General features: G+C 39.5%; 26 protein-coding genes. 14 read left to right on the top strand and 12 right to left on the bottom strand.

Annotation, left to right across the window (positions count from 1 at the left end; all coding sequences use genetic code 11):
* Positions 1-179: 179 nt before the first annotated feature.
* The gene (locus tag KFZ56_RS03215) at positions 180-890 is read left to right on the top strand and encodes an EcsC family protein (protein WP_222640216.1); all 711 of its coding nucleotides are present in this window, start codon (positions 180-182) and stop codon (positions 888-890) included.
* A 72-nt stretch (positions 891-962) separates the two neighbouring features.
* Here the strand turns inward: KFZ56_RS03215 and KFZ56_RS03220 are convergent, their stop codons facing one another.
* A complete protein-coding gene (locus KFZ56_RS03220; RefSeq protein WP_222640217.1) occupies positions 963-1,805 on the bottom strand; it encodes an aldo/keto reductase in 843 nt (280 codons plus the stop codon).
* Between the two features lie 222 nt (positions 1,806-2,027).
* On the opposite strand from KFZ56_RS03220, the gene KFZ56_RS03225 reads away from it, so the two are divergent.
* Positions 2,028-2,459, top strand: a complete 432-nt coding sequence (locus KFZ56_RS03225; RefSeq protein ID WP_222640218.1) for an SRPBCC family protein — start codon at positions 2,028-2,030, stop codon at positions 2,457-2,459.
* Positions 2,460-2,700: 241 nt separating this feature from the next.
* Here KFZ56_RS03225 and KFZ56_RS03230 read toward each other — a convergent pair whose 3' ends face one another.
* Positions 2,701-4,317: a catalase gene (locus KFZ56_RS03230; RefSeq protein WP_255584790.1), complete on the bottom strand. Its 1,617-nt coding sequence runs from the start codon at positions 4,315-4,317 to the stop codon at positions 2,701-2,703.
* A 270-nt stretch (positions 4,318-4,587) separates the two neighbouring features.
* Here KFZ56_RS03230 and KFZ56_RS03235 point away from each other — a divergent pair, with 270 nt between their 5' ends.
* Positions 4,588-6,000, top strand: coding sequence for a LysM peptidoglycan-binding domain-containing protein (locus KFZ56_RS03235; protein WP_222640219.1), 1,413 nt, complete (start codon positions 4,588-4,590; stop codon positions 5,998-6,000).
* Positions 6,001-6,031: 31 nt separating this feature from the next.
* On the opposite strand, the gene KFZ56_RS03240 is transcribed toward KFZ56_RS03235, so the two are convergent.
* The 4 genes from KFZ56_RS03240 to KFZ56_RS03255 form a co-directional block, all read right to left on the bottom strand.
* Positions 6,032-6,817, bottom strand: a complete 786-nt coding sequence (locus KFZ56_RS03240) for a DUF3891 family protein (RefSeq protein WP_222640220.1) — start codon at positions 6,815-6,817, stop codon at positions 6,032-6,034.
* 254 nt (positions 6,818-7,071) lie between these two features.
* Positions 7,072-7,506: a MarR family winged helix-turn-helix transcriptional regulator gene (locus KFZ56_RS03245; protein WP_222640221.1), complete on the bottom strand. Its 435-nt coding sequence runs from the start codon at positions 7,504-7,506 to the stop codon at positions 7,072-7,074.
* A gap of 147 nt (positions 7,507-7,653) precedes the next feature.
* Positions 7,654-8,091 (bottom strand): universal stress protein, encoded by a 438-nt coding sequence (locus KFZ56_RS03250; RefSeq protein ID WP_222640222.1) that lies wholly within the window; start codon positions 8,089-8,091, stop codon positions 7,654-7,656.
* 291 nt (positions 8,092-8,382) lie between these two features.
* Positions 8,383-9,315, bottom strand: coding sequence for an aldo/keto reductase (locus KFZ56_RS03255; protein ID WP_222640223.1), 933 nt, complete (start codon positions 9,313-9,315; stop codon positions 8,383-8,385).
* Between the two features lie 159 nt (positions 9,316-9,474).
* Here KFZ56_RS03255 and KFZ56_RS03260 point away from each other — a divergent pair, with 159 nt between their 5' ends.
* From KFZ56_RS03260 to KFZ56_RS03270, 3 genes are all read left to right on the top strand, one after another.
* Complete coding sequence (locus KFZ56_RS03260; RefSeq protein ID WP_222640225.1) at positions 9,475-10,119, top strand: NAD(P)-dependent oxidoreductase; 645 nt, start codon at positions 9,475-9,477, stop codon at positions 10,117-10,119.
* Positions 10,120-10,337: 218 nt separating this feature from the next.
* On the top strand, positions 10,338-10,826 hold the full coding sequence (locus KFZ56_RS03265; RefSeq protein ID WP_222640226.1) for a GNAT family N-acetyltransferase: 489 nt from the start codon (positions 10,338-10,340) through the stop codon (positions 10,824-10,826).
* Positions 10,827-10,991: 165 nt separating this feature from the next.
* Positions 10,992-11,432, top strand: a complete 441-nt coding sequence (locus tag KFZ56_RS03270) for a VOC family protein (protein ID WP_222640227.1) — start codon at positions 10,992-10,994, stop codon at positions 11,430-11,432.
* Between the two features lie 135 nt (positions 11,433-11,567).
* Here KFZ56_RS03270 and KFZ56_RS03275 read toward each other — a convergent pair whose 3' ends face one another.
* From KFZ56_RS03275 to KFZ56_RS03285, 3 genes are all read right to left on the bottom strand, one after another.
* Positions 11,568-13,145 (bottom strand): Vga family ABC-F type ribosomal protection protein, encoded by a 1,578-nt coding sequence (locus KFZ56_RS03275; RefSeq protein WP_222640228.1) that lies wholly within the window; start codon positions 13,143-13,145, stop codon positions 11,568-11,570.
* Positions 13,146-13,490: 345 nt separating this feature from the next.
* The gene (locus tag KFZ56_RS03280) at positions 13,491-13,763 is read right to left on the bottom strand and encodes an ATP-binding response regulator (protein ID WP_222640229.1); all 273 of its coding nucleotides are present in this window, start codon (positions 13,761-13,763) and stop codon (positions 13,491-13,493) included.
* A 19-nt stretch (positions 13,764-13,782) separates the two neighbouring features.
* Positions 13,783-14,364 (bottom strand): hypothetical protein, encoded by a 582-nt coding sequence (locus KFZ56_RS03285; RefSeq protein WP_222640230.1) that lies wholly within the window; start codon positions 14,362-14,364, stop codon positions 13,783-13,785.
* Between the two features lie 325 nt (positions 14,365-14,689).
* Between KFZ56_RS03285 and KFZ56_RS03290 the strand changes: the two genes are divergently transcribed.
* Positions 14,690-15,877, top strand: a complete 1,188-nt coding sequence (locus KFZ56_RS03290; protein ID WP_222640232.1) for an amidohydrolase — start codon at positions 14,690-14,692, stop codon at positions 15,875-15,877.
* A gap of 97 nt (positions 15,878-15,974) precedes the next feature.
* Here the strand turns inward: KFZ56_RS03290 and KFZ56_RS03295 are convergent, their stop codons facing one another.
* Positions 15,975-18,083, bottom strand: coding sequence for an MMPL family transporter (locus KFZ56_RS03295; RefSeq protein ID WP_222643880.1), 2,109 nt, complete (start codon positions 18,081-18,083; stop codon positions 15,975-15,977).
* 135 nt (positions 18,084-18,218) lie between these two features.
* Complete coding sequence (locus KFZ56_RS03300) at positions 18,219-18,674, bottom strand: YaiI/YqxD family protein (RefSeq protein ID WP_222640233.1); 456 nt, start codon at positions 18,672-18,674, stop codon at positions 18,219-18,221.
* A 392-nt stretch (positions 18,675-19,066) separates the two neighbouring features.
* On the opposite strand from KFZ56_RS03300, the gene KFZ56_RS03305 reads away from it, so the two are divergent.
* The 5 genes from KFZ56_RS03305 to KFZ56_RS03325 all read left to right on the top strand — a co-directional run bounded on the left by KFZ56_RS03305 (position 19,067) and on the right by KFZ56_RS03325 (position 22,579).
* On the top strand, positions 19,067-19,447 hold the full coding sequence (locus KFZ56_RS03305) for a GntR family transcriptional regulator (protein ID WP_222640234.1): 381 nt from the start codon (positions 19,067-19,069) through the stop codon (positions 19,445-19,447).
* Positions 19,444-20,334, top strand: coding sequence for an ATP-binding cassette domain-containing protein (locus KFZ56_RS03310; protein WP_222640235.1), 891 nt, complete (start codon positions 19,444-19,446; stop codon positions 20,332-20,334). Before KFZ56_RS03305 ends, KFZ56_RS03310 begins: the two co-directional genes overlap by 4 nt.
* Positions 20,321-21,064 (top strand): hypothetical protein, encoded by a 744-nt coding sequence (locus KFZ56_RS03315; protein WP_222640236.1) that lies wholly within the window; start codon positions 20,321-20,323, stop codon positions 21,062-21,064. Before KFZ56_RS03310 ends, KFZ56_RS03315 begins: the two co-directional genes overlap by 14 nt.
* On the top strand, positions 21,061-21,750 hold the full coding sequence (locus tag KFZ56_RS03320; protein ID WP_222640237.1) for a hypothetical protein: 690 nt from the start codon (positions 21,061-21,063) through the stop codon (positions 21,748-21,750). Before KFZ56_RS03315 ends, KFZ56_RS03320 begins: the two co-directional genes overlap by 4 nt.
* A gap of 85 nt (positions 21,751-21,835) precedes the next feature.
* Entirely contained in the window at positions 21,836-22,579 is a 744-nt protein-coding gene (locus KFZ56_RS03325) for a Fic family protein (RefSeq protein WP_222640238.1), read from the top strand.
* Between the two features lie 163 nt (positions 22,580-22,742).
* Here KFZ56_RS03325 and KFZ56_RS03330 read toward each other — a convergent pair whose 3' ends face one another.
* The gene (locus tag KFZ56_RS03330) at positions 22,743-23,696 is read right to left on the bottom strand and encodes an alpha/beta fold hydrolase (protein ID WP_222640240.1); all 954 of its coding nucleotides are present in this window, start codon (positions 23,694-23,696) and stop codon (positions 22,743-22,745) included.
* A gap of 196 nt (positions 23,697-23,892) precedes the next feature.
* Between KFZ56_RS03330 and KFZ56_RS03335 the strand changes: the two genes are divergently transcribed.
* Positions 23,893-24,186, top strand: coding sequence for a DUF3219 family protein (locus KFZ56_RS03335; protein WP_222640241.1), 294 nt, complete (start codon positions 23,893-23,895; stop codon positions 24,184-24,186).
* Between the two features lie 158 nt (positions 24,187-24,344).
* Complete coding sequence (locus tag KFZ56_RS03340; protein ID WP_222640242.1) at positions 24,345-24,893, top strand: LemA family protein; 549 nt, start codon at positions 24,345-24,347, stop codon at positions 24,891-24,893.
* Positions 24,894-24,896: the final 3 nt, after the last annotated feature.

The following is a 24,896-nucleotide window of genomic DNA, read 5'->3' on the forward strand; positions in this document are numbered from 1 at the left end:
ACATCTTATTATATTTCCTTTTTATATCAGAGTAAAACATAGTGGCATTCTATTTTAGCTTATGCCACAATATGAAGCAGATATTCCTGTCATAAACAGGAACATCACATTATACAATAAAAAGCAAAACGGCATCTCTTTCCATAGAATAACGTGTATGAAAAAGAGGATGATTTTAAATGAAAGAATATGAAATGAAAGTTTACAAGGATATAAAAGTGTGGAGGCAGAAAGTGCTGAAACGATCCAGTATTTTCAACCAAGTATCAAAGAAAGCACAAACAAAAATGAACGGGCTGATTCCTGATAAAGCGCACAACATCATAACAGAGAGCATAAAAAATATGGTAAAGGCAACCCTGATCGGATCGAATATCATATCGGCAAAACCGCAACCAGCTGGCGTGAGTTTGTACGAGAGGGATGAACTTATGAAGGAAAAGCTGACATCTTACCGGAAAACAGCGGTTATGGAAGGTGCCGGAACCGGCGCAGGGGGGATTTTCCTCGGGTTCGCTGATTTCCCATTGCTTTTATCAATCAAGATGAAGTTTTTATTTGATGCTGCTTCTGTGTATGGCTATGATCCAAATGAGTATGAGGAGCGTTTGTTCATTCTTCATGTATTCCAGCTTGCCTTTTCGAGTGATGACAAGCGAAGGGAAACTTTTCATATAATAGCAAACTGGGAATCTGAAAAGGAAAAGCTCATGGATATGGATTGGCATGTGTTTCAACAGGAGTACCGGGATTATATAGATCTGATTAAAATGCTGCAACTGGTACCGGGATTTGGCGCCATTGTAGGTGCATATGCTAATCATAACTTGCTTGATACACTAGGGGAGACAGCAATGAATGCATATCGATTGCGGTTCTTACAATTGTAGAGCTTTTAACTCACGCTACGATAACGTATTTAAGCGCATCACTTATTCTAAAAAAGTGATGCGCTTCCTATGTTAAAATTCTTCATAAATAGCAGGATCCAAGTTGTTATTTCTACCATCCGGGCGAGTCAATGATGCAAGTGTACCCATGTCCTCGTCATCAAGTGAAAAATCAAAAATGGATATATTTTCTAATTGTCGCTCGTAAGATGCAGATTTAGGGATGGCGATTGCCCCTAATTGATAATGCCAGCGTAAAATAACTTGGGAAGTCGTCTTGTTATGACGGTCGGCAATTTTTTGAATCGCTTCATTTTGTAAAACGTCATTTGCACGTGCTAATGGACTCCAAGACTCTGTCTGAACGTTATTTTCCTCATGCCATTTTCTTTGGTCTTCTTGGTTGAAAAATGGATGTAATTCGATTTGATTAATGCTTGGTTTCACTCCTGTTTCCTTGTGTAAGCGCTCGAGATGTTCAGGCAGGAAATTACACACACCAATAGAACGAACTAATCCCCACTTTTTAGCGTCAATTAACGCTTGCCAAGCTTCTACGTACATATCTTGGTTCGGGTTGGGCCAATGGATAAGATATAAATCATAATAATCCAGATTCGCGCGATATAACGATTCTTGAATGGTCGTAACGGCTTTATCGTATGTGTGATAACGACCTGGTAATTTGGATGTAATTCTCAAATCACTTCTTGGAATAGAACTACGCTTCAGGGACTTACCAACAGTACCCTCATTTTCATAATTATAAGCCGTATCAATGAGTCGATAGCCTATATCCATTGCACTGGTTATCGCATTGACACCGTCATTTCCATTAAGGTTATACGTGCCAAAACCGATAGCCGGAACAGTCATGCCATCATTAAGTGTGATCTCTGGAATGGAATGGTGCATAGCTAATCCTCCTTTTTCGTGATATGTAAAGGTTACCACTTATGTACATCGATGTTCAAATATATAAACTAAAAAAGAAGGAAAACATAAGATGGTTGACACCTATTTCCCTTTTTGGAACGACGACGTGCTTCATTTTGTTATCGTAAATATGGATACGATTAATAGTCTGGTTATAAACTAATCACAGAAAAGACATATGACAGGAGGAATCGACATTAAATGGCTACCTTAATCGTAACCGATGAAATTATTATTCATGCACCGCTTTCTAGGGTTTGGGAGGTACTTACACTTTCGAAATATGTTAGGAAATGGGACGATTTGCCGGTAGATTTCCAGGAAGAAGCGCTTTGTATGGGGAGTGAGATGATGTGGTTTTTTCCCGATGGTGGTTATGCCAAAAATACTGTCATCAAGGTGAAGCATCAAAAAGAAATGCAAATAGCGCTATATGTATCGAATTGGAATGTAAACCCAAATCCTGGGGAGATCATGTATAGTTATGAAATATTGACACATGGAAATGGTACAAGGCTGCGATTAAGACATGGGGATTTTTCGTTGCTTACGAATGGAAAGGATTTTCAAAAGGCATCTGCTGAATTTTCACATGTAGCAAAAAGGAAGATCAAGCAATTGGCCGAAGCCTAGTCTGATAATCAACTGGGGGATAAGAGTGGTCCGCAAATCTGAAGGAATCAACCGAAGAGATAAAGGTATCAACCGACAAGACAGAGAAATCCACCGCAACTTCGGGCACCTCCCAGAGCGTACGAAAAATCAACTTCCCGAAGCAGGAATATTCAACGTATGCTGTTCAACTGCCATTGTAAATGGAGTGAAGTACCAGCTTATGGGCACTTCACTCCGCATCGTCCGTAAATTGTTTTTTCTAATAAGGCTCAGCATCATGTCCTTTTTCTGTCGCTTGTTTCGGCGCTTTTTCAGCATCTTTATTTCCGAGGGGATTTTGACTGGAACTATCCTTGTCTTTCATCTTCTTTGCTTCATCCAGTCCATCGCGCAGGCGTCGTCCGTATTCATCATCCGCGCTTTGGGCAAGTGCAATCATTTTATCTTGAATTTCTTGGCTACATTCGGAAATATCAGCTACAAGGTTAGAAATCAAATCATCTTTTTCCCAGTCTTCAAACCAGCGGAAGGTTTCACCGGCTTGTTTCGTATTGTCGTTTCGTTCGATGGATTCGCGTACGAGTTTTCCTTCGACTTTTGGCGTATGTTCTTTTCCAACTTGTTCTGCTTCCTTTAAGCCACCCAAGCTAGATGGTTCATAGTTAACATGCGGGTTTTGCTCGGGTGCTTTGTCGTTGGATTGCCGCATTGGCCCACCTTCATGATTGGTTGCTACGCGCTTCTCGGCAGCATTAATCGGTACTTGCAAATAATTAGCACCAACACGATAGCGCTGTGTATCAGAATACGAAAAGGTCCTGCCTTGCAGCATTTTATCATCGGAAAAATCTAGTCCATCCACAAGAACCCCGGTGCCGAACGCAGCTTGTTCTACTTCAGTAAAATAATTTTCCGGATTTTTGTTGAGAACCATTTTTCCGACTGGAAGCCATGGGAACTGATCTTGTGGCCATATTTTGGTGTCATCAAGTGGATCGAAATCCAGTTCAGGGTGCGCATCATCACTCATTATCTGTACGAAAAGTTCCCATTCTGGATATTCACCACGCTCAATTGCGTCATATAAATCCTGTGTAGCATGGTTGAAGTTTGTAGCTTGGATATCATTTGCCTCTTGTTGGGTTAAATTTTTAATACCTTGCTTTGGTTCCCAGTGGTATTTCACAAGTACTGCTTCACCATCCTTGTTCACCCATCGATACGTATTAACCCCAGAACCTTGCATCATCCGATAGTTTGCCGGAATTCCCCAAGGCGAATAAATAAATGTAACCATATGAAAGGATTCTGGGGAATTCGCGCAAAAATCAAAGAAACGCTCACTATCTTGAATATTTGTAATGGGATCGGGTCTGAATGCATGAATCATGTCAGGGAATTTCATAGCATCCCGAATAAAGAAGATTTTTATGTTGTTTCCAACTAAATCCCAGTTGCCATCTTCTGTGTAAAATTTAACTGCAAACCCGCGTGGGTCACGAAGCGTTTCTGGAGAGTGTTTGCCATGAACCACCGTTGAAAAACGAATGAAAAGTGGTGTCTGTTTCCCTTTTTCCTGAAAAAGTTTAGCCCGTGTATAGGTTGAAATAGGTTCATCGCCAACCGTTCCATATGCTTCAAAATATCCATGCGCACCTGCACCGCGAGCATGAACAATGCGCTCCGGTATCTTTTCTCTGTCAAAATGGCTGATCTTCTCGATGTAATCATAGTTTTCGAGTGTCGCCGGGCCGCGGCTCCCTACAGTTCTTATGTTTTGGTTGTTTGTAACAGGATGTCCTTGTCTTGTTGTTAATGTGTCGTCATTTTCCATATGCGTTTGATGGTTGGTTTCATTTGATGGATCTTTGCTCATATTTTTACCTCCAATGTCGTATCGATTTGCATGCTTATTTCTAAGCAAACCTCAGGCAAAAAATGAGGCTTATACTTAGGGTTTATGCATCTATCTATAACGTTGCCAAAAGTGGTTAGGATTATCCACGTTTTTTGATGTATTTACCGATGAAGTTACCCGTTTGATAAGCAATTGTTGGCTTCCAAAAGCTATCTCAATTCCATTTAACAGGACATGTGTCACATGAATACCCTACTAAATAGAGACTGTAAATGAAGGAGGAAAAAGATGCAGATACATGTGGTGCAGCGTGGTGAATCTTTATGGAGGATAGCACAGCACTATGGTTCAGATATGAATCAAATTGCTTACGTCAACGAATTGGATAATCCGGATGTGCTTGTCGTGGGGGAGGCGCTCGTTATTCCGGATCCGAACCGGGAATATGTTGTGCAAGCAGGAGATAACCTTTGGTCTATTGCACAGATGTATGGTGTGACTGTGCAGGAGCTTGCGGAAGTTAATAATATTACAAATCCCTCGCTTATTTACATTGGACAAATGCTCATTATTCCTTATTTCGCTCATGTCGTGCAGCCTGGGGAGTCGCTTTGGACTATCGCTCAAGTGTATGGGGTCACTGTTAACCAATTGGTGCAAGCAAATAATATTGCAAACCCCGGCCTAATCCAGATAGGGCAGACATTGGGAATCCCTGCTGCAGATAGGCCAGTAACGGAAATAAATGCTTTTACCACGCAATTGAATGAACAGGGCAGCCAGGAAGTATTGGCATTAGGAAGAAATTTCACCTATCTCTCCCCATTTTCTTATCATATGAATGCGGATGGTACGATTACAAATTTACAGGATGAGCTAGTCCTGGAAGCGGCAAATGCTACAAATAGTGCCCCGCTGTTAGTGCTAACCAATTTTTCGAACGGGACTTTTGATTCAGATATGGCAGCTACGATACTACGTGATCCGGATCTTCAAGAAACATTGATATCCAACCTGATCCATGAGATGAATACGAAGGGGTATATTGGTATAAATTTTGATTTAGAATATGTTTATCCAGCGGATCGTGAAAATTATAATGATTTTTTAAGGCGTACCGTTGCACGTATGCATCCACAAGGGCTTATTGTTTCCACAGCAGTTGCGCCTAAAATTTCAGCTGATCAACAAGGGTTGCTTTATGAGGCACATGATTACCGGGCCCACGGGGAAATCGTCGACTTTGTCTTTATCATGACATATGAATGGGGCTGGGCTGGAGGCAGGCCTGGGGCGATTGCTCCTATTTCTAATGTGCAGCAAGTGCTGGATTATGCCGTAACCGAAATCCCCCGTAGTAAAATTGCCATGGGCATACCGTTATATGGACGTGATTGGGAAATTCCATGGGTGGAAGGGACAACGGCACGAACGATTAGTCCGAAAGCGGCTGTACAGCTGGCTGCCGGGTATGGCGCCGTTATCGCGTATGATGAAACGGCTCAATCTCCTTTTTTCCGTTATGTGGACGAAAATGGGCAAGCGCATGAAGTATGGTTTGAAGATGCCCGGAGTATGCAAGCAAAATATGATACGCTCAAGAATTATGGGCTACGGGGAGCAGGTTACTGGGTACTGGGAAATCCATTTCCCCAAAACTGGGCTGTCCTTCAAAACAATTTTGGAGTTAGAAAATTTTAGTCAGAAAAACGCTGAACGAGTGTAATTCGTATCAGCGTTTATCTGTTTCATCTTCAACTAGAAGCAGGTCAATCTTTTGCAAAGGAGCTGCTTCATAACTAGGAATGAATCCTTTCGTTGAAATATCCTCTTTTGTAACTATTTTCTGCTTTAACGTAATTGGTAGTGGATTTTCTAAAGGGAATTCATGGATAGCAATAGTACGCTGATCTTTCCACGTAAGTTCCATTTTGGTGTCATGAAATTCTTCTAGTGCAGAAGGAATCGGGACGCCATCTCGGAAAAAAGGGTGTCCATCTTTCATCAGGACTCCGGGTTCATTTAAGCACAAATATAAAGATAGGCTATCACAAAGTTGGAGCAGGGCATAATGAGAATCAAATACAGCTTTATCAATATCGGATAAAGATGCAGCGATTTGCTGCTGTCGCTCTGTTTCTTGGTCGACAAAGGCTCTTGCTTCCCTTGAGGTCTCTTGTAAAAGGAAATTCATATAGTGCCTGCTGCATAGTAATCCTGCATACGAATCATGTTTCATTACTTCATCAATCCCATGTTTGTAAAACACGGTCTTTAAAGGGGTGGGAAAGTCGATAAAGGAATAAGGTTTCTGTTTTTGGTCATTCCAGAACGGTTGCTCATCAACAGGCTTCCACCCGAGATCATGATTGTAAATCGCATATTCAACGGATTTGCAGCGACATGTTGCATCTTTCCATAAATCATTTCGCCAGTTTTTAACAATTTCGCCGGATATTTGAGCGTGATCGTGTTGTTTGATCAAAACAAATTCATTTTCCCGTTCTCTGACAATCATTAGAAATCCCCCTTTTTTACAAGATAAGAATGTATAAAATTTGGGCGGTACTAATCTTACTAATAGAGTAAGCCACGTCCGGCTCCGGCGCCCAGCAACTAGCAAACTTGCGCATTCCTCCACTACGATAAGTCAACATCGGCTCGTACCTCACCGTGTTTCCTTTATCTCATTGCGGGGTGCTCCAGTTTGTACGTTGCTACCCGGGCGCTTGCGCCTTTGCTCCTTTTTGCCTTATATACACCCCATCTTTTTTACGATTCGTTTATTTCCTTTTTTCCTGCTCTTTTCAACAGATCAATAAGTGTTTCCTTTTCTTCTGTTGTTAGGTCGGAAAAGATTTCTTCGATTGCGTTTTGGTGTTTGGGAAAAATGTCATCCATGACTTCTTTTCCCTTCTCGGTGATTTGAATATGAACAACGCGGCGGTCTTCTTTACTGTTACTTCGTTCAAGTAAATGGTTAGATTCTAATTTGTCGATGACATAGGTAATCGACCCTGTATTAATGAGGACAGCGTCAGAAATCTGCTTGACTGTTTGCCGGCCTTTGTGATATAAAGCCTCCAGAACAGTAAAATCCGATGTTTTCATTCCATGTTTATGGATATCTTTTTTAATTTGTTCTTGGATGGATTTAGCGGACTTCATCAAAACAACAAATGATTTTAATGATAAATTCTCGCTCATGCCATCACCTCCGCTGTTTAATCTGAATTGATTTATTCTTAATTAAACATAGTTTAGCTAATGGATGCGTGAATGTCAATGAATCGTATGGTAGTACATATGGAAAAAGGAGCAACGTAATAACGTTTACGTTGCCCTACTCCACCATTACTCAGGAGTTCTGATAACCAAGACATCACATGTTGCAGAACGTACGATTGATTCAGAAACAGAACCAATTAGGAAACGCTCAACCGTATTGAGACCTGTAGCCCCACAGATAATGACATCAGCTTCTACGGATGCAACGATATCATTTGTGATAATGCTCCTTGGGGAGCCATGTTCAATTATTATATTTACCTTTTCAACACCTGCGGCTTCAGCTTGTGACTTGTATTTGTTTAAAAGTTCCTCTGAATGGCGCTGTGCTTGATCAATAATGGAATGATTATAACCTACAAACGAACGAGAATCAATTATGTTTACAATGTTTAAGATGGAATTTTCATGCCGTTTTGCAACATCAATGGATTTGCGAAATGCATAGTCCGCTGCTTGTGATCCATCCACTGCTACTAGAATACTTTGATATTGATTTGCCATTTTCCAACACTCCTTTTCATGTAAACCATCCTCATTACTATTTTAACGTAAATTATCTTTAAAAGCCTGCGATAAGGTTTATAGGATTCACGTAGACTTTCACCATTCATTGGCGACAAGTCACGTTCATCTAATCTTAGTTGCAACGCGGGGATCTCTACGTTTTTTAACCAGTCGCTTTTCGCTTTTGTTCCCCTGCAATCAGTACTTTATAAGATTTATCTTGGCGGAGGAGGCCAGCATAGTAAGAAGCCCTGCTCATTCGTTGCCTAAGCAGGGTCCTTCCTTATTTTATGAAAATAGATCATCAATGTGTTGGGTTTCTTTTTCTGTTAGTTGTACATCTAGTGCTTTTAAATTGTTTAATACTTGGTCTGCATTCTTAGCACCTGGAATAACCGTATCGATGGAATCACGCGTTAGATACCAGGCTAAAACAACATGAGCCACTTCCGCCTGTTTGGCGTTGGCAATTTCACGTAGTTGTTCCACCTTTTCCAGGTTTTGCTTAAATGCTTCGCCTTGGAGATGTGGCATTTTAGATCGGAAGTCGTTAAATGTTGTGTCTTTTGTATATTTCCCGGCAAGCAATCCTGATGCAAATGGGAAAAATGGAACGTAGGAAATTTTATTTTCTACTGTATAAGGAAGATGGGTCTCTTCTGCTTGACGGTTTAGTAGATTGTAATGCCCCTGATAAACATCGACATAGCCATCTCGATTTGCCTCTTTTAATTGATCCAGCGAAAAATTGGATACCCCGATGGCTCTAATTTTGCCTTCGTCTTTCAATTCTTTTAATGCACCGACAGCTTCGTCTTTTGGCGTATGTTCATCCGGCTTATGAATATAAAATAAATCAATATAGTCCGTTTGCAGCCGTTTTAAACTTTCTTCCACCGTTTGTTTTAGGAATGAAGGGGTGTTGTCAATGGTTTGCTCATCACCAATGACCTTCTGTGCCCCTTTTGTGGCAAGTACAATATCATTGCGCTTTCCAGTTTGCTTTACAGCTTCTCCAACTAGTTCCTCCGAACGGCCTTTGCCATAGCTGAATGCCGTATCGATAAAATTCAGACCGGCATCTACTGCAGTACGGACGACGTTTTTGTTGTTTTCTTCATCTAAATTTGGATAAAGATTATGCCCACCAATTGCATTGGCACCAAGTCCAATTGGATTTACATATAAATCTGTTTTGCCGATTTGTACGTTTTTGGTCATCTGTAAACACTCCTTTTTTACTGATGTTGTTTCTATTCTTCTTTTTATTGTATTAAACGTGGATAATGAAAACAACTCTTTGACTTATGACTACGTTACGTTTACCTCATGTTACAGAGGGAATAGAATGAACAGATTGATCGAATGGAGGAGTTACCAATGAAAATCGGAATTATTGGAGCATCTGGTAAAGCAGGAAATTTCATCAAAAGGGAAGCTTTAGATAGAGGAAATGTTGTAACATCTATTGTAAGGGATGAAGGAAAATTAACCGGGAAAAGCGATTTTATCATCGAAAAGGATATATTTGATTTACAAACAGAGGATATAAAGGACCTCGATGTGTTGGTGAACGCGTTCGGCGTGCGTGAGCCAGGAAAGGAACATCAACACGCGGAAGCAGGCAGGGTCTTAATGGATATCGTAAAAGGAGCCCCTGAAACACGATTAGTTGTCGTGGGCGGCGCAGGTAGTCTATTTGTAGATAAGGAAAAAACGACAACATTAATGGAGACAGCTGATTTTCCAAAAGAAGCTTATCCAACCTCCGTCAATCAAGGGAAAAATCTGAAGGAATTGAAACAATCCAGTGGAATCAATTGGGTTTTCATCAGTCCTGGTGCCGTCTTTGATCCGGAAGGCCAAAGAACCGGTTCGTATCAAAAAGGGAAAGATATGCTTATCACAAATAAAAAAGGAGAAAGTTATATAAGCTACGCTGATTATGCCATTGCTGTTCTGGATGAAATAGAAACCCCCGTACACGATAATGAAAGATTCGCAGTTGTAGCAGAAGCGGAATAATGAAAAACTGGCTGGCATCTTATGTGGTTCACACAAGATACCAGCTTTTTTGTATGAGTGTGGATAGAGGTTAAGGAGCGTTGACTACCATCTTAATTCATTACGAAAAGGCAGATTCCTTAATAAAAGCAGAATTCTCAGGAGGTATAACTATATTCTCTGTTGATTAAATATACATTTTAATGTATATTTATGACAATAAGAGGGTGGAATGCAATGTGAAGATAAAAACTGCTGAGGTATCAGATGCATGGGTAATACACGATTTAATGATAAAGGCATTTATGGAATATAAAGATGACATACCACATTCAAGCGCGTTGGAAGAAACGGAACAGTCTATTTTAGTTGCTTTACAAGATGGTGAGCAGAGTTTCATTAGTTACGTTAATAATCAGCCAGTTGGGGTGGTTCGTTTTCAATTAAAAGAGGAGAGTTTATATTTTTATAGGCTAGCAGTAATTCCTGAAAAACAAGGTCTTGGTATTGCAAAAAAATTATTACAGTCTTTAGAAGATTTCGCAGTAAAAAAAGGAGTGACTACAATATGTTGTAAAGTCCGGATGACTGTACCAAAAAATATACAGTTATACCATTCAATTGGGTATAGGATCTTTGATAAAGAAGTTATACAGAAGCCGAATGGTTTACATATAAATGTTGTTTCTATGATGAAGCGATTAGATGGGGAAGTTGGTAGATCTTAAAAGTGTATACATACCGCTGCCAGAAGGTTTACCATTGTTCTATATAGGGTTGCTTTGTTCCATATTAGGGTATGCGCTTTATTCATAAATAAGGTCCATTTGTGGAAGCATACGTTCAGAGTATGTATTTCTGATAAACAATGTTCAAGAAGGAGTGTGTTCGTTATGACTGGCGTAGAAATTGATATGATTGTTGCAGATAGTAGGAAAGCATTGGAATTATATGAAAAAATATTTGATGTTGAGCGTGTGGAAGTTACAGATTTCTCTAAAGGTGAAAATGAGGTCATTTTTAGCCTGTATGGTACTCGTTTCCACATGCTGGATGAAAATCCGGAATTTGGGTTGATTGCACCAAAGCCGGATAATCCTCAAACCATTTGGTTTAACATTATGGTTCCTGATATCAACGAAATTTACTCAAAAGCAATGAACGCTGGCTGTAAGGAACTTCAACCGGTAACGGAAATTCCTGATTTCGGTGTATCCAATGCTATATTCAATGATCCGTTTGGCTACCAATGGATGCTGCATCAAGTACACAAAGAAGTAAGCTTTGAAGAACGTATGCGCATTTTTGAAGAGAAAAGAGAAGAGGAATCATAGGTGTATGTATAAGCCTTTTATGTTTAACGTTTTTTAAAAATAATCTTTGTCATTTGGATTAGCTATTATAGAGAAAATGTAGCGGATCCCTTTCATGGAGATAAACAATCAATAGATGCGTTAAAGAACGGCAGGTTAATCGCTGCCGTTCTTTAACGCTTTCTTTCTACGCAATAGTTCTTGAAATTCCTGCTCCAATGCTTCAGATGGTTCGATACTGAGCTTGCTGAGCGTTTCGGATATTTTTGTTTCCAGGAGGAGTAATTCCTCTTCTACCGGATCAGCTTCTACTTGCGGAACATGGTTTTTATATGCTTCATAGGTTCCATCAAATACATGGATCTCCTGATTTTCGATTGTTAAAACACGGTTCGCTATATGTTGGATAAAGCGTCGGTCATGGGTGACAAGCAGAACAGTACCTTCATAGTCGAGCAGGAGCTCTTCCAACGCTTCAACCGCTTCAATATCCAGAAAATTAGTCGGCTCATCTAGCAGTAAAGTGTTTATATCACTGACGAATAGTTTTGCAAAAGCTACTTTCACCCGTTCTCCACCACTTAAAACCTGCACGTTCTTATATACATCTTCCCTGAAAAAGTGAAGCCGGGCTAGTACCGTACGAATGAAGGTTTCGTCTTGATTGGACGTTGAACGCACATTTTCTAAAATGGATGTATTCAGATCCAACACATCTAAATTTTGACTGAAATAGCCAATTTCCATCGCAGGGGAGATCGTTACCCCTTCCGCCTCATGCATGATTTTTTTCAATAATGTTGTTTTCCCACTGCCGTTTTTTCCAAGGATGGCTATTTTGTCTCCACCTTTGATATGAAAATTCGTTTCTTGCCATAGCATTCGATTCGCTATCATGCCTGTAACATTATCCCATCGTAAAACAATTCGGTTGTGAAATGTTTCTTTGTTAGGCAGATCCATCTTAATCGGTGGGGATTCCTTTATTTTTTCTACTTCTTCTAATTGGTCCAATCGGGTTTCGATTGCTTTTACTGATTTTCGGAGTTTCTTTTGTTTGTTTGCATAATAAGGCTTTGCCCCTTTACTACCCGCTTCGGAAGGGCTAACCTTCTTTGGAACTTTCGTTGCTCGTTTTGCTTTTTGCTCTTTCAACTCCAATGCTTGTTCCAGTTGCTGTTTCTTTTTGACATAGTTTTCGTAGGCATTTTCCTGTTGCCTACGTTCTATCTCTTTTTGAGCGGTATAATCCGTATAGTTTCCTTTGTATTTGTTGAGTTTCCCATCATTGATTTCCCATATAGTTGTACATAGAGCGTCTAAAAAGGCGCGATCATGGGAAACGATGACGAAAGCCCCTTGCCATCTCAAAAGTTTACTCTCCAGTTTTTCCATATGCGCGGTATCCAGATTTGTTGTCGGCTCGTCGGCCAGTAAGATGTCCGCTTTGTTCGCTAATGCTTGATTAATATACGCTTGCGTTACTTCCCCGCCGCTCTGTGTTGTATTTGTTTGTTTCAACTGTGGAAGCAACTCGCTTGTGGCTTCCGATATAACAGTACCTTCACTGGGATATCTCTCTCCGGCAAGGACTTCTAGTAATGTGGTTTTCCCACTCCCGTTGGTTCCGACTAGGCCAATACGGTCATTGTGCTCGATATCTAGGTTTCCTGCATCCATTAATAGCCTGTCTTTTACATACATTTTTATACCTTTGGCTTCTAATAAAATCATAAAAACGCCTCCCTATTTCGTGCGTTGCGTGGAGACAAAAAATGCCCCCTATCCATTTTCAGAATAGGAGGCATGCGTGCAAGGAAAAAGAGACTTCTCCCTTTTAATCACTACCCAAACCAATCCTATTCTGAAAAATCAAGTGGACGGCATGCAGAAATCAAGCAGAGCAATCTGCTAAAAAAAGAATGCCTTCCCTTGTATGTTTTCAGGAAAATAGGATTAGTACTTCATGTAATTGGGTCACCCTTTACGTTTTTGTTACTGTTATTATAAATGAAATGGCGTTTGCTGTCTACGGTTACGTTACGACAATTATAAAAGAAAAGGTGTTGTGTGGTAATGTTAACTAGAAATTTGCCACGAGCAGTGTATCATTAATTGCTTATCTTTGAACGCAGCAGTAATTTCGCCATTCATTTTTAGCATTAGACTTTGTACAATGGAAAATCCTAATCCGGTACCTTTGCCGGACCGGGTTTGACCCAGATAAAGTATGGCTTCTGTGCAGGAATAGGCAGGTCGCGGGAGATAATTGCTTTTTTTAATAATCCGGCAAAGTAGCTGATTAATATCATTATCATCTTCAACGACTAAAATATTTATTTGCTGCTTCATTTGTATTTCAACCCCCTCTTTATATGGTCATTGTCTCTATATCAACGGGAAGTGTATCGTCCGAAGTCATATTTATCTCTGCCTTAAAATTACATAGTTCTCCTTGATAAACGAATTCAAAACCGGCTATATTCTCTAAGTCTTGAGGCGTAACAAGAGATAAGTCTTTTTCGAAATCAATAATACCAGATTCCTTTAGAACCGTTGCAACAAACTGAGAACAGAAAAAGGCGTTCTCCCGCTTTGACTGTTTTTTGAATGCAATGGCGAATAAACCTAAAAGGTTATATCGATAGTTATGCTTTTGTTTCTCGATCTTCTGTAAGTAATCATTTGCTTTTTGAATTTGTGTTTCAGAAACAGTGCAACCATAAATAACGCATCTTGCCTGCTCTAGTAAACCTGCCTGAGTATCTTCTTTCACAAAACCCCCGATAAATGGGTTTTTAGGATTTTTCCTCCCAAAACTGTAGACTTCTGAGAAGTTGGGGTCAATAGCAATAGACGCATGATTATATGGTTTCCTCGTATATAGTTTTATCATTTTTGTAAATAACGTTCCTGTATCTGTCAATAGTATATACACCTTTTTCTCTTTCATCAAAATCTCTCCTAAAATGAACATCATGCTACTACCATATAAACGAAAACCTAAGAAATACTTAATGAAATTATTAAGAAAACCTTAAGATTTGATTATTATTCTTTATAATAAAGGATCTACCTTGATTTAGATAAGCATCCTAGGAAATATTTCGTAATAGGTCTGGGGACTTAATAGCAAACTATCTTCTAAGGACAAGGAGGAAAAACAATTACATAGGTTAACGATTTCAAGGGAAAATCGAAAAAAGCGCTCTGCTATTAGATACATGATAGAAAGCGTATAATAGAAATGTAGAACAAAAATGAAAGGGGTCATAAGCATGAAGGATCAGTTAATGAAAATGCTGGAAGATCGAAAAGATGAGATGATAGCCATTCGCCGTTATTTGCATGCCCATCCGGAGCTTTCCTTTGAAGAAGAGAAAACGGCCCAGTATATTATTGATTTTTATAAGGAGAAAGATGTGGAAATACAAACAAATGTAGGAAATGGATATGGCATTATTGTCACGATTAAGGGGAAGAAGCCGGGCAAGACAATTGGGTTAAGAGCAGATTTTGATGCACTGCCGATTGCAGAGGAGACGGATGTTCCTTTTAAGTCAACCAATGAAGGGGTTATGCATGCATGTGGTCATGATGGTCATACCGCCTATTTGCTCATTCTTGCTGACTGTCTGATTCAATTGAAATCCTCGCTTTCGGGTACGATTAAAATTATCCATCAACATGCGGAGGAAACACCACCAGGAGGTGCCAAAAGTATCATTGAGTCAGGGGCACTTGATGATGTGGAGAACATGTTTGGCGTTCATTTGTTTCCAACAGACGCTGCAGGGACAGTCGGATATCGAAGTGGGTATACCATGGCTGGGAGATCCTATTTTAAACTGGCGATTCAAGGGAAGGGCGGACATGGATCTTCCCCGCATATGGCAAATGATGCGATCGTTGCCGGCTCTCATTTTGTTACGGCCGCCCAAACGATCGTTAGTCGTCGCTTAGATCCTTTTGATATGGGCGTTGTTACGATTGGTTCGTTTGACGGAAAAGGGACCTTTAACGTTATTAAAGATCGTATTGAGCTTGAGGGCGATGTCCGTTATATGAATAGTAAAACGCAAGAACGGATTGATAAGGAGCTTCATCGTATCGTTGATGGACTGGAAGCAGAATTTGGTGTAGAATGCGCGTTCACCTACAAAGATGATTATCCCGTCTTATACAATGATCCAGCGGCTACAGAAGTTGTTCAATCCAGTTTGGAAAACATGGATGACTCGAATATCAAGGAAGTAATCGAATATCCGCCATTCTCCGGTTCTGAGGACTTTGCATACTACGCAGAGAAAATCCCAAGTACATTCTTCTTTATCGGCTGTAAACCAAAAGGAGTAGAAGAGGCTTACTTTAATCATCATCCTAGGTTTGATATTGATGAAGATGCCCTTCTTGTGGCTGCAAAGGCAGTAGGGCAGGTTGTGTGCGATTATTATGGCTTGGATTAATCAAATAAACGTCCAGATTTCACCAAATGTAAGGTTAAATTTTAACGGATAAAGAAGATAAGCGCCCATCTGTTTTACGGAAGGGCGCTTTAGCATTTTACAAATCCGCACGTGATTTATCTTTTTCAAACAAAACGAGCAATCCAGGTAATAGTACGCCTCGAATCAAGAAGGTGTCTATCAAAATACCGACAGCTACAATAAATCCGAATACAAATAATAGCTGAATAGGCTGTGTCATCAATACAGCAAATGTTGCGGCAAGAATAACACCAGCTGAGGATATAACTCCCCCGGTATTTGCCACTGCAATTTCCACCGCCTTTTTAACAGGATATTTTTCCCTTTCCTCCATAAATCTTGAAACAAGCATGATATTATAATCAATCCCAAGCGCTATGAGGAAAATAAAGGCATAGACTGGAACTCTGTTGCTTATTGTATCGATATCAAAAAAAAGATTTGTTAGACTCATACCTAAACCCAATGCAGCAGCGAAAGATATTAAAATCGTGCCCATCATATACAATGGCATTTTAAACGATTTGGTTAGGAAAATCAGCATCACAAAGATTAATATGGTTTCCAGTACAATGATGAGGATCAAATCGCGGTTATTGAGCGACCGATCATCTATAGAAGTAGCTGTTTCACCAGCAAAGAATAGATCACCATTCAAATTACTAGCTTTCACAATGGCATCTGAATCATTTTGAATGGTTTCTAAAGCGTCCATTGTCTGCGCTTCATATGGATTTTCCTCGAATGTCATGCTGTATGAAATGACTGTCTCATCGTCTGTCACTTGGTCGAGTCGGACACTGCTGACGAGTGGCTGTTCAGATAGATTATCCATTAATACTTCTTGTTCATCCTCGCTGGCAGCATCTTTTCCTTCAAATAATACAGTTGTGGGCGCTAGACTGCCTGCCTCGAAATTCTCCTCCACTATTTCGTACCCTTCTCTGGAGGGCATATCCTCAGGGAAAGATTTTAAAATATTAAATTCATAATCTAGATTTAAAATGTTACTAGCCGATACAAGGATAAAGAGACCAATGATCGAAACAGACATGATCGGTTTTTTTGTGACAAATCGACCTGTCTTACTCCAAAAGGAACTCATTTTTACTGAGCTCTGCCCAACACGTGGAATCAATGGCCAAAATGATTTTCTCCCAAACAACATAAATAGGGCGGGGACAAGTGTCACGGATGCCAGTATAATGATAACAAGTGTTGTGCCAAAAATGGGTGCAAAATTTCGATAATCGCCCAGTGATGCAACAATTAAAATAAGCATTGCTGCTAATACTGTTGCACTTGAAAAAAAGACTGGCAACCCGATTCCACGCATCGCTATTTTCATTGCATCATATTTATTCTCATGGATTTTTAACTCTTCTCGAAAGCGGGAGAATATGAACAAAGAATAATCTACAACAGCCGCAAACAACAAGATTGTCATAATGGATATGGTCTGAGTACTCATCAATAGACCCGCTTTTCCTAATAACCCCAATACCTGCGATGCGATTAGATATACCAAACCTGCTGCTACCAAAGGTATGAAGGCTAGGAGTGGCGAACGGTATATAACAACTAATAAAGCAAGTATGATCCCGACTGTTGACTTAATAAGAACAAAATCTGCTCTGGAAAAAAGGTCATTGGTATCTGTAGCAATTCCTGCGGGTCCTGTCACATATAAATTCAAATTTTTCGTATGTTGATCTGTTAAATGTTGAATGTGATGGAGGATTTCTTTTATTTCCGGTGTGTCTAGTGTACTGCTTAGGTAGATGGGTATTAGTGCAGTGGAGCCATTTTCTGAGAAAAAACCTTCTGTGGCTTGAGGAGGCAATTCTCCTAGTGGAACAACTTCTTCAATTCCAGTCATATTTTCTGCATCCATAGCATTCAATAGTTCTGTTAGCTCAGGTAGCTCTATTTCATGTTTCATGGATTCAAAAACGAGTAAAGCAGGAAGCTTATTAGCGTCTTCAACGTATGTATCCACTTTTTCGCTTGCCTCAATTGATGGCGCATCTTCAGGTAGGGCTTCAATGCTGGAGACCTGATAATGATGCGCACCAGGAGAAAAGGCTGCCAATAGGATCGTAATAAGTGCCCAAATGCCTAGCGTAATCCACATGCCTCTTTTCGTGCAAATACAATCCGTGATTGATTGTAAGGCATTTTTCATATCCATATCCCCATCCTTGGCATAATATTTCAAAATGACTGTCATCTTATTATTATCGAAAAAGATAGTAGTGTCAAATACTAGTTTGAAAATTGTAAGGGAGTATACATCGTTTGATGGTAGAGATATACATGATTAATTTGTTTTGTTCCATCGTGCAATTGTGTTTCTAAAAAGCTCGCTGAATTTATCCCGATCCTCCTGCGTAAATGCTTTGGGCCCTTTTGTTCGTTTACCGCTTTTTCTAGCCATGGCATTCATGTAGCGTGTTTGTAAGAGGTGGTCAATATTTTCATTTGTATACATGAAGCCTTTGTGATGTAGTACCGTGCATCCTTTTGCCAATCCCAGCGATGCTAGGCCGTAGTCCTGTGTAATAATAATATCGCCCTTCTTGGCAAGTTTCATAATTTTATAATCCGCAGCTTCTGCTCCGGTGTCAACATAAACCGTTTCTACTCCGTCTCCCTCCTCATTATTAGAAAAATGGGCAAAGCTTTTGACAAGCACGACAGGAATCTGTGCGTCTTGAGCGATGGAAACGACGATATCTTTTACTGGACTAGCATCTGCATCAACGTAGATTTTCATTGGATTCACCTATTTTTCGTATGTCAGTAATCGTATAGCTTCATTTTATCAAAGTTATTTAGGTAAGGCGATAAGATGGATGAAAGGAAAATAATAAAAGGCATTTTTCAAATGATATGTTTCATTATAATTAGATAATCGTAATTTTGAAAGGCAGAATGAGAGGTGATTGGCTGGGAGAAGCGGAGTAGTGTTGTTGGGCGTGGATTAGTGGTGGATGAAGCAATGAATAGAAATACAATGGGCAGGTGTAAACGTAATTGTTAAACCTGTTTTTGGTTTGGGTTAATTAATGGATTTCGTTATTTTAAGTTGGGTTGATTTTTGGTTTGATAGGTAATATACTACATTACATGACTAATGTACTGATTTAGTTGAAGGGGGGTACAAGCTTGCACATTCATACAGATGGATCGAAACGAATCTACATACAAATTGCGGAATGGATTGAAACGGAGATATTGAATGGCAATTTTAAACAAGACGACAAAGTGTATTCGCAATACAAGCTTGCAGAGATTTTTACGATTAACCCCGCAACTGCAGCGAAGGGATTAAATATATTGTCTGAAGAAAATATACTTTATAGTAAGCGTGGTTTAGGTAAGTTTGTTTCCAAACATGCTAGAGAAATTATTCTGGATAAACGGAAGAACCAGACGTTGAAAGGATTGCTGAGAGAAGTGATTTTAGAAGCTGAGCATTTGAATGTAGGGGAAGATGAATTAATAGAAATGCTTCGTACGATTAAGGAAGAGGAGGATATGAATTGAATGTTATCGAATGTGAAAGCGTCATTAAACAACAGGGGCGAGTAAAGGCTTTAGATAAATTATCATGTACCTTGAAGCAAAATACCATTACGGGTCTTATCGGCCGAAATGGGGCAGGCAAAACAACCTTTTTAAAAATTCTTGCTGGATTTTGGAAAGAGACTTCTGGGGAGGTGCAGGTCTTTGCTAAGCACCCATTTAATAACATTTTCGTATCGGCGAATACAATCTATGTGGATGATCAGATGCATTTTCCCGCAACCCTTACGTTAATCGAAATTTTAAAAGAAGCGGAACGGTTTTACGAGAAGTGGGATAGGCAACTGGCTAAACGTCTATTTGATTACTTTTCTTTTCATCCCAATCACATCCATCGTGATTTATCAAAAGGGAAAAAGAGTACGTTTAATATGATTGTAGGGCTTGCTTCGCGTTGTGCATTAACGATGTTCGATGAACCAACAAGCGGGATGGATACGGCGGTGAGGAAAGATTTTTACCGAGCATTACTGAAGGACTATCTGGATCATCCGCGGACCATCATTATTTCCAGCCATCATTTAGAAGAAATGGAAGATTTATTGGAAGATGTACTGCTTATGGATAGAGGAAAAAAACTATTGCACCTGCCGATGGATGAGTTGAAAGAATATGCAGTTGGACTCGCGGGAAGAACAGAAATTGTAAGGCAGTGGGCAAGGGGTAAAGAGGTATTATTTGCGAAAGAGATAGGGGTCAATACTTCCTATGTTGTGGTGAAGCAGGAATCATTTCTAATGGAGAAAGCCACACGTTTAGGGATAGATGTAACACCTGTTTCTTCCAGTGATTTGCTTGTGTATCTGACGAATAAAACAATGGGAGGGATAGATGATGTCTTTAAGTAAGATTTCATTTGGGAATCTTGTGATGAAACAGTTCCGATATAAGCTAAAATCCTATATCGGAAGTATAAATTCATTGGTTGTATTACAATTAATAGCCATTCTCTTTTCGTTGAATGGCGCGGCTTCCTCCGGTGGAGGGGCCACGAGGGTGAATGTGCAAACAACATATTATACAGCAGATATTGTAATTATTTTCACCATGATTTGGGCATTCATGAGTGCGGTACTTATTACCACCAAGGCGTACAGAGAAGAGAACTTTTTATTTGTAGCATCACGATTGAGCAGTCATCTATCCAATAGTTTATTTCTGCTGGCAACCAGTTTTTTAGCTGGGATCATGGCATTGTTATCCGGGTTTTTATTAAAGGTCATCATTTATTTTACAATTGAAAGCGAAATTCTTCACATGAGCATGTCTCAGAGTTTTATTGAAGTAGGAATGGGTATCATTGCGACGATCCTTTATATTTTTCTAGCAAGTTGCTTTGGTTATCTTTTGGGAACGATTATACAATTGCATAAGACGTTGGTGATTTTATTGCCAGGCGTCTTGTTGGGTATCATTTTTTTGACGAGCGTTAACGGTTTGCATTTATTGCCATTGGTTGGCAAATTTTACTTTTTTGAGTCCTCTTTCTTGCTGGTTCTTTGTAAAGTTCTCGTTAGTTCCGGTGTATTCTTGCTAGGTGCTGGGGTCATTTCAAATAGATTGGAGGTTAGGCAATGAGTAGTTCTTTTTCCTTCTTGATACTTGTGTTGTTTGTCATCGTAGCAGTTGGTATTTCAATAATGATAAAAAGGCGGGCGAACAGTTATGGGAAAGGTGTTTTCTGGGGATTGTGTATATATGTCATTACCTTACTCATGGCCATGCTGGTATTTTTCTTTCTGCCAATTGAAAATGATACAGCGGAGGATGAAAGTGGGGAAGCAGTTGATTCGCCTATTTTGTATCAAGCCGTTCAGAATGGGAATATGGATGAGATTGACGAGGATTATGTTAGGGGAGCTTGGAATTACACATTTGAAGAGGATACTCTTGATATAGAAGCTCCTGGTAATGATGTGAATCCAATTAACATATTTGTTGAACAAATAGATGATTTAACGCATGAGGTGGAAGTTGTTTCTTACCAAACGCCCACATTTATGAATGGAGTAAATGTAACAAACGATATACCGACACCGGAGGCAGCGCTAGTAGCGGATGTCTTAACAGTTCGTAAGCCGGAGCCGCAAGATGTTCATTTCTCTGTCTTTAAAAGTGAATTCCCTATCCGGCAATTTTCCGGGGACAGCCTGTTTGGCCAACGAACAAATCATATAAGCAACGAGCTGATATATATCCGCGTTCCGGAGCGCGTTGATGTGACGATAGACCGGAATATGGGGATTGAAATGGTGGGAGAGTAAATGGGATATGAAAACATAGAAAGAATTGCTTGAATATTTATGACAGTATAAAATAGTAGAAAGAAGTTTGAAAGAGGGCGATAAAATGAATCAATTATTCAAGGAGATTGACCATCTTCAACAGAAATATAACGAAAAAAGACCATTACCTCATGAAACCTTAAATAGTATGAGAGAAGATTTAATCATGAAATGGACATACCATTCTAACTCCATTGAGGGGAGTACTTTAACATTATCTGAAACGAAAGTAGTTTTAGAAGATGGCATAACAATTGGCGGAAAGTCGATGAAAGAACATCTGGAAGCCATCAACCATAAAGAAGCAATTTTGTACCTTGAAGATGTTGTTCAAAGGAAGGAAATGCTTACTGCACGAACAATGAAAGATTTCCATAGTATTATTCTCCGTGGGATTGATCAGGAGTATGCTGGTGTTTATAGAAACAAGAACGTATTAATTGCGGGAGCAGAACATATACCACCTGATGCACTTAAAGTACAAGAGAAAATGGATGAACTATTCGTTTGGTATAGGAATGAAGCTCAACACTTTCATCCTGTAAAGCGAGCCACGCTTCTTCATAGTTATTTTGTTAAAATTTATCCTTTCATAGATGGAAATGGTCGTACTGCAAGATTGTTATTAAATCTTGAATTAATGATGTCAGGTTATGTACCTATTGTTATTAAGAACGACCAGCGTGCTGATTATTATCAGATATTAGATAAAGCGCATACCACGGGTGATAATTCAGACTTCATTATGTTTGTTGGTAACATTCTCCAAGACACATTGGAATTTTATTTATCATTTTTGGGGGAATAGTTTTGGGTTATAAGCGTATGAATATTTCTTTTCTTTACTTTGGAATGGACACTATATCGTTCTTTTCAGCTCATTATTCGTATTAACGCCTTAGTTGGTTCACAGTTATATCTTAGCCCGATCTTAGCATCATTTAAGTTTGCGTGTGATTATCAATATATTTTTATAAACCAAACTCCAGAAGAAAATCATCAATTTCTTCTGCAATGAGTTCGGACTCCCAAACATGGATATAATGACCTGCATCTATGTAGGAATAGCCTCCATTCTCAAGTTGCTTGGTATAGTTGGAAAGCATCTCCCGCCAATTTTCTATTCCTACATCTGTTCCATCAGATATGAAAAAATACATCGGAGTTTCTGCAGGGAGGTCTTCATCGCCAACGTTGGATGCGTTCGTCTGTATCTGGTTTACCTCCTCTTGCATATTTGAAGTCAGCGTTCTTCTGTAAAAAATACTGCGATATGTAGCTTCATCTTTGGATGACAGTTGTCCTGATTGTATGACTGCTGATTCATTAGCAACCCCTGGGAATATCCGCAATAATCCGATGCGGGCAGCAAATCCTGCCATAGATTGCGTAAAGGAAAAGGGAAGATCCATGGTTTGATAGCTTTCGGGAATAGCCGGATCAAGTCCAATGATAGCTTCGACTTCTTCGGGGTATTTTTGAGCCCAATGAATAGCCTCGATACCTGACATCGAATGGGCTGCCAATACATAGGGAGGATTTTCACCCGCAAGTTCTAATGCGGAACGTGTCTCCTCTAGGATAGTATCGATATCTCTTGGAACGTCAGCGATTTCGCTCCATCCATATCCTGCTTTCTCAACAACTGTAATTTGGTATTTCGGTAGAAGTTTAGACCAAAGGGGTTTGAAATCCAGTGTCGGTGAACTTGTTCCACCTCCTGCCATGAAAACTATGTTCGTATCGCTTTTTCCTTTTGTATAGACATGCATGTCGTGGTCGTTTACGGTTACCATCTGTCCTGGAGGCGGCGTTTCTTTTACTTCTTTGGCAGTAGCTATTTTGTTATAAATCCATGAGCCAGTGATAAGGAGAACGAGAAGTATAATGATGGATAAACCAATAATGATGGATATTTTTTTCATCGAAGTTGCCCCACCTTTGTGTGTTCCATATCTATTTATCATGATATATTATTATGAAAATTAATACAATAATAAAGAAGATTCCCAAACAGTTTTATTCATATATCCACTATGCTTTTCCGATAACCAAAAATAGTGTATGATGGCTGAAATCACAACATAGAATGAGAACGAGACGATAGAAGGAGATGAACCGATGACCCAAAACGTCATTATGAATGATGTAACAATAAATGCAAGACATTACCATGAAGAAACGATAACAAAGGAGGGGAGAGAACTGCTTAAAATTGGATTTGATTTTAAAGTAACAAGTGATGATTATCATGAAATAACCACACTTCTGTATAACAATGATTTTAGGGTGCAAGTACCAGAAAAAAATATCGATTTCGCTGCGACAATTCACAACTATTCCACATCCATTACGAATTTGTATGAGGAAGGCGCTGTAGGAGATTTCAAGTTGGAGTTAGTGGAGAAAGGATAGCTCATCAAAAGCAGGAGATATAGCTAACGTACACCAAATAAAAGCATAATGGAAAACGGGATTGGAGTGAGACTTCCGCACTTATAAGTGCATCAATCAAGGGTACTTATGTTATACTTAAATGAAAATAATACGCTATGAAGAAAGGATGTACACACATGGTATTGACAATCATCGTGATCGCGATAATTGCTATTATCGCCATTTTTCTTATTACAATGTACAACGGTTTGGTCAAATTACGAAACTGGGTACAGGAAGCTTGGAGTCAAATTGATGTTCAATTAAAACGACGCCACGATTTGATCCCTAATCTGGTGAATACGGTTAAAGGTTACGCGGAACATGAACGCGAAACCTTAGAAAGTGTTGTGGAAGCACGCAGCCAATTGGTCAATGGCACGCCACAGGAACGAATTGATGCAGATAACCAAATCGAAGGGGCATTAAAATCTGTTTTTGCCTTGTCGGAATCGTATCCGGATCTAAAAGCAAATCAGAACTTTTTAAATTTGCAAGAAGAATTGACGACAACGGAAAATAAAGTTGCCTATTCGCGGCAACTATACAATAAAACGGTAGCTGACTATAATATAAAGCTGCAATCATTCCCTACCAATATATTGGCGGGTATGTTCAATTTCAAGCAAGAGGATCTTCTGTCAGTACCGGAGGAAGATAGGGAAGTACCAGATGTAAGTTTTTAACGG

Origin of the sequence: Virgibacillus sp. NKC19-3, assembly GCF_019837165.1 — a bacterium.
Lineage (GTDB): Bacteria > Bacillota > Bacilli > Bacillales > Amphibacillaceae > Virgibacillus_L > Virgibacillus_L saliphilus.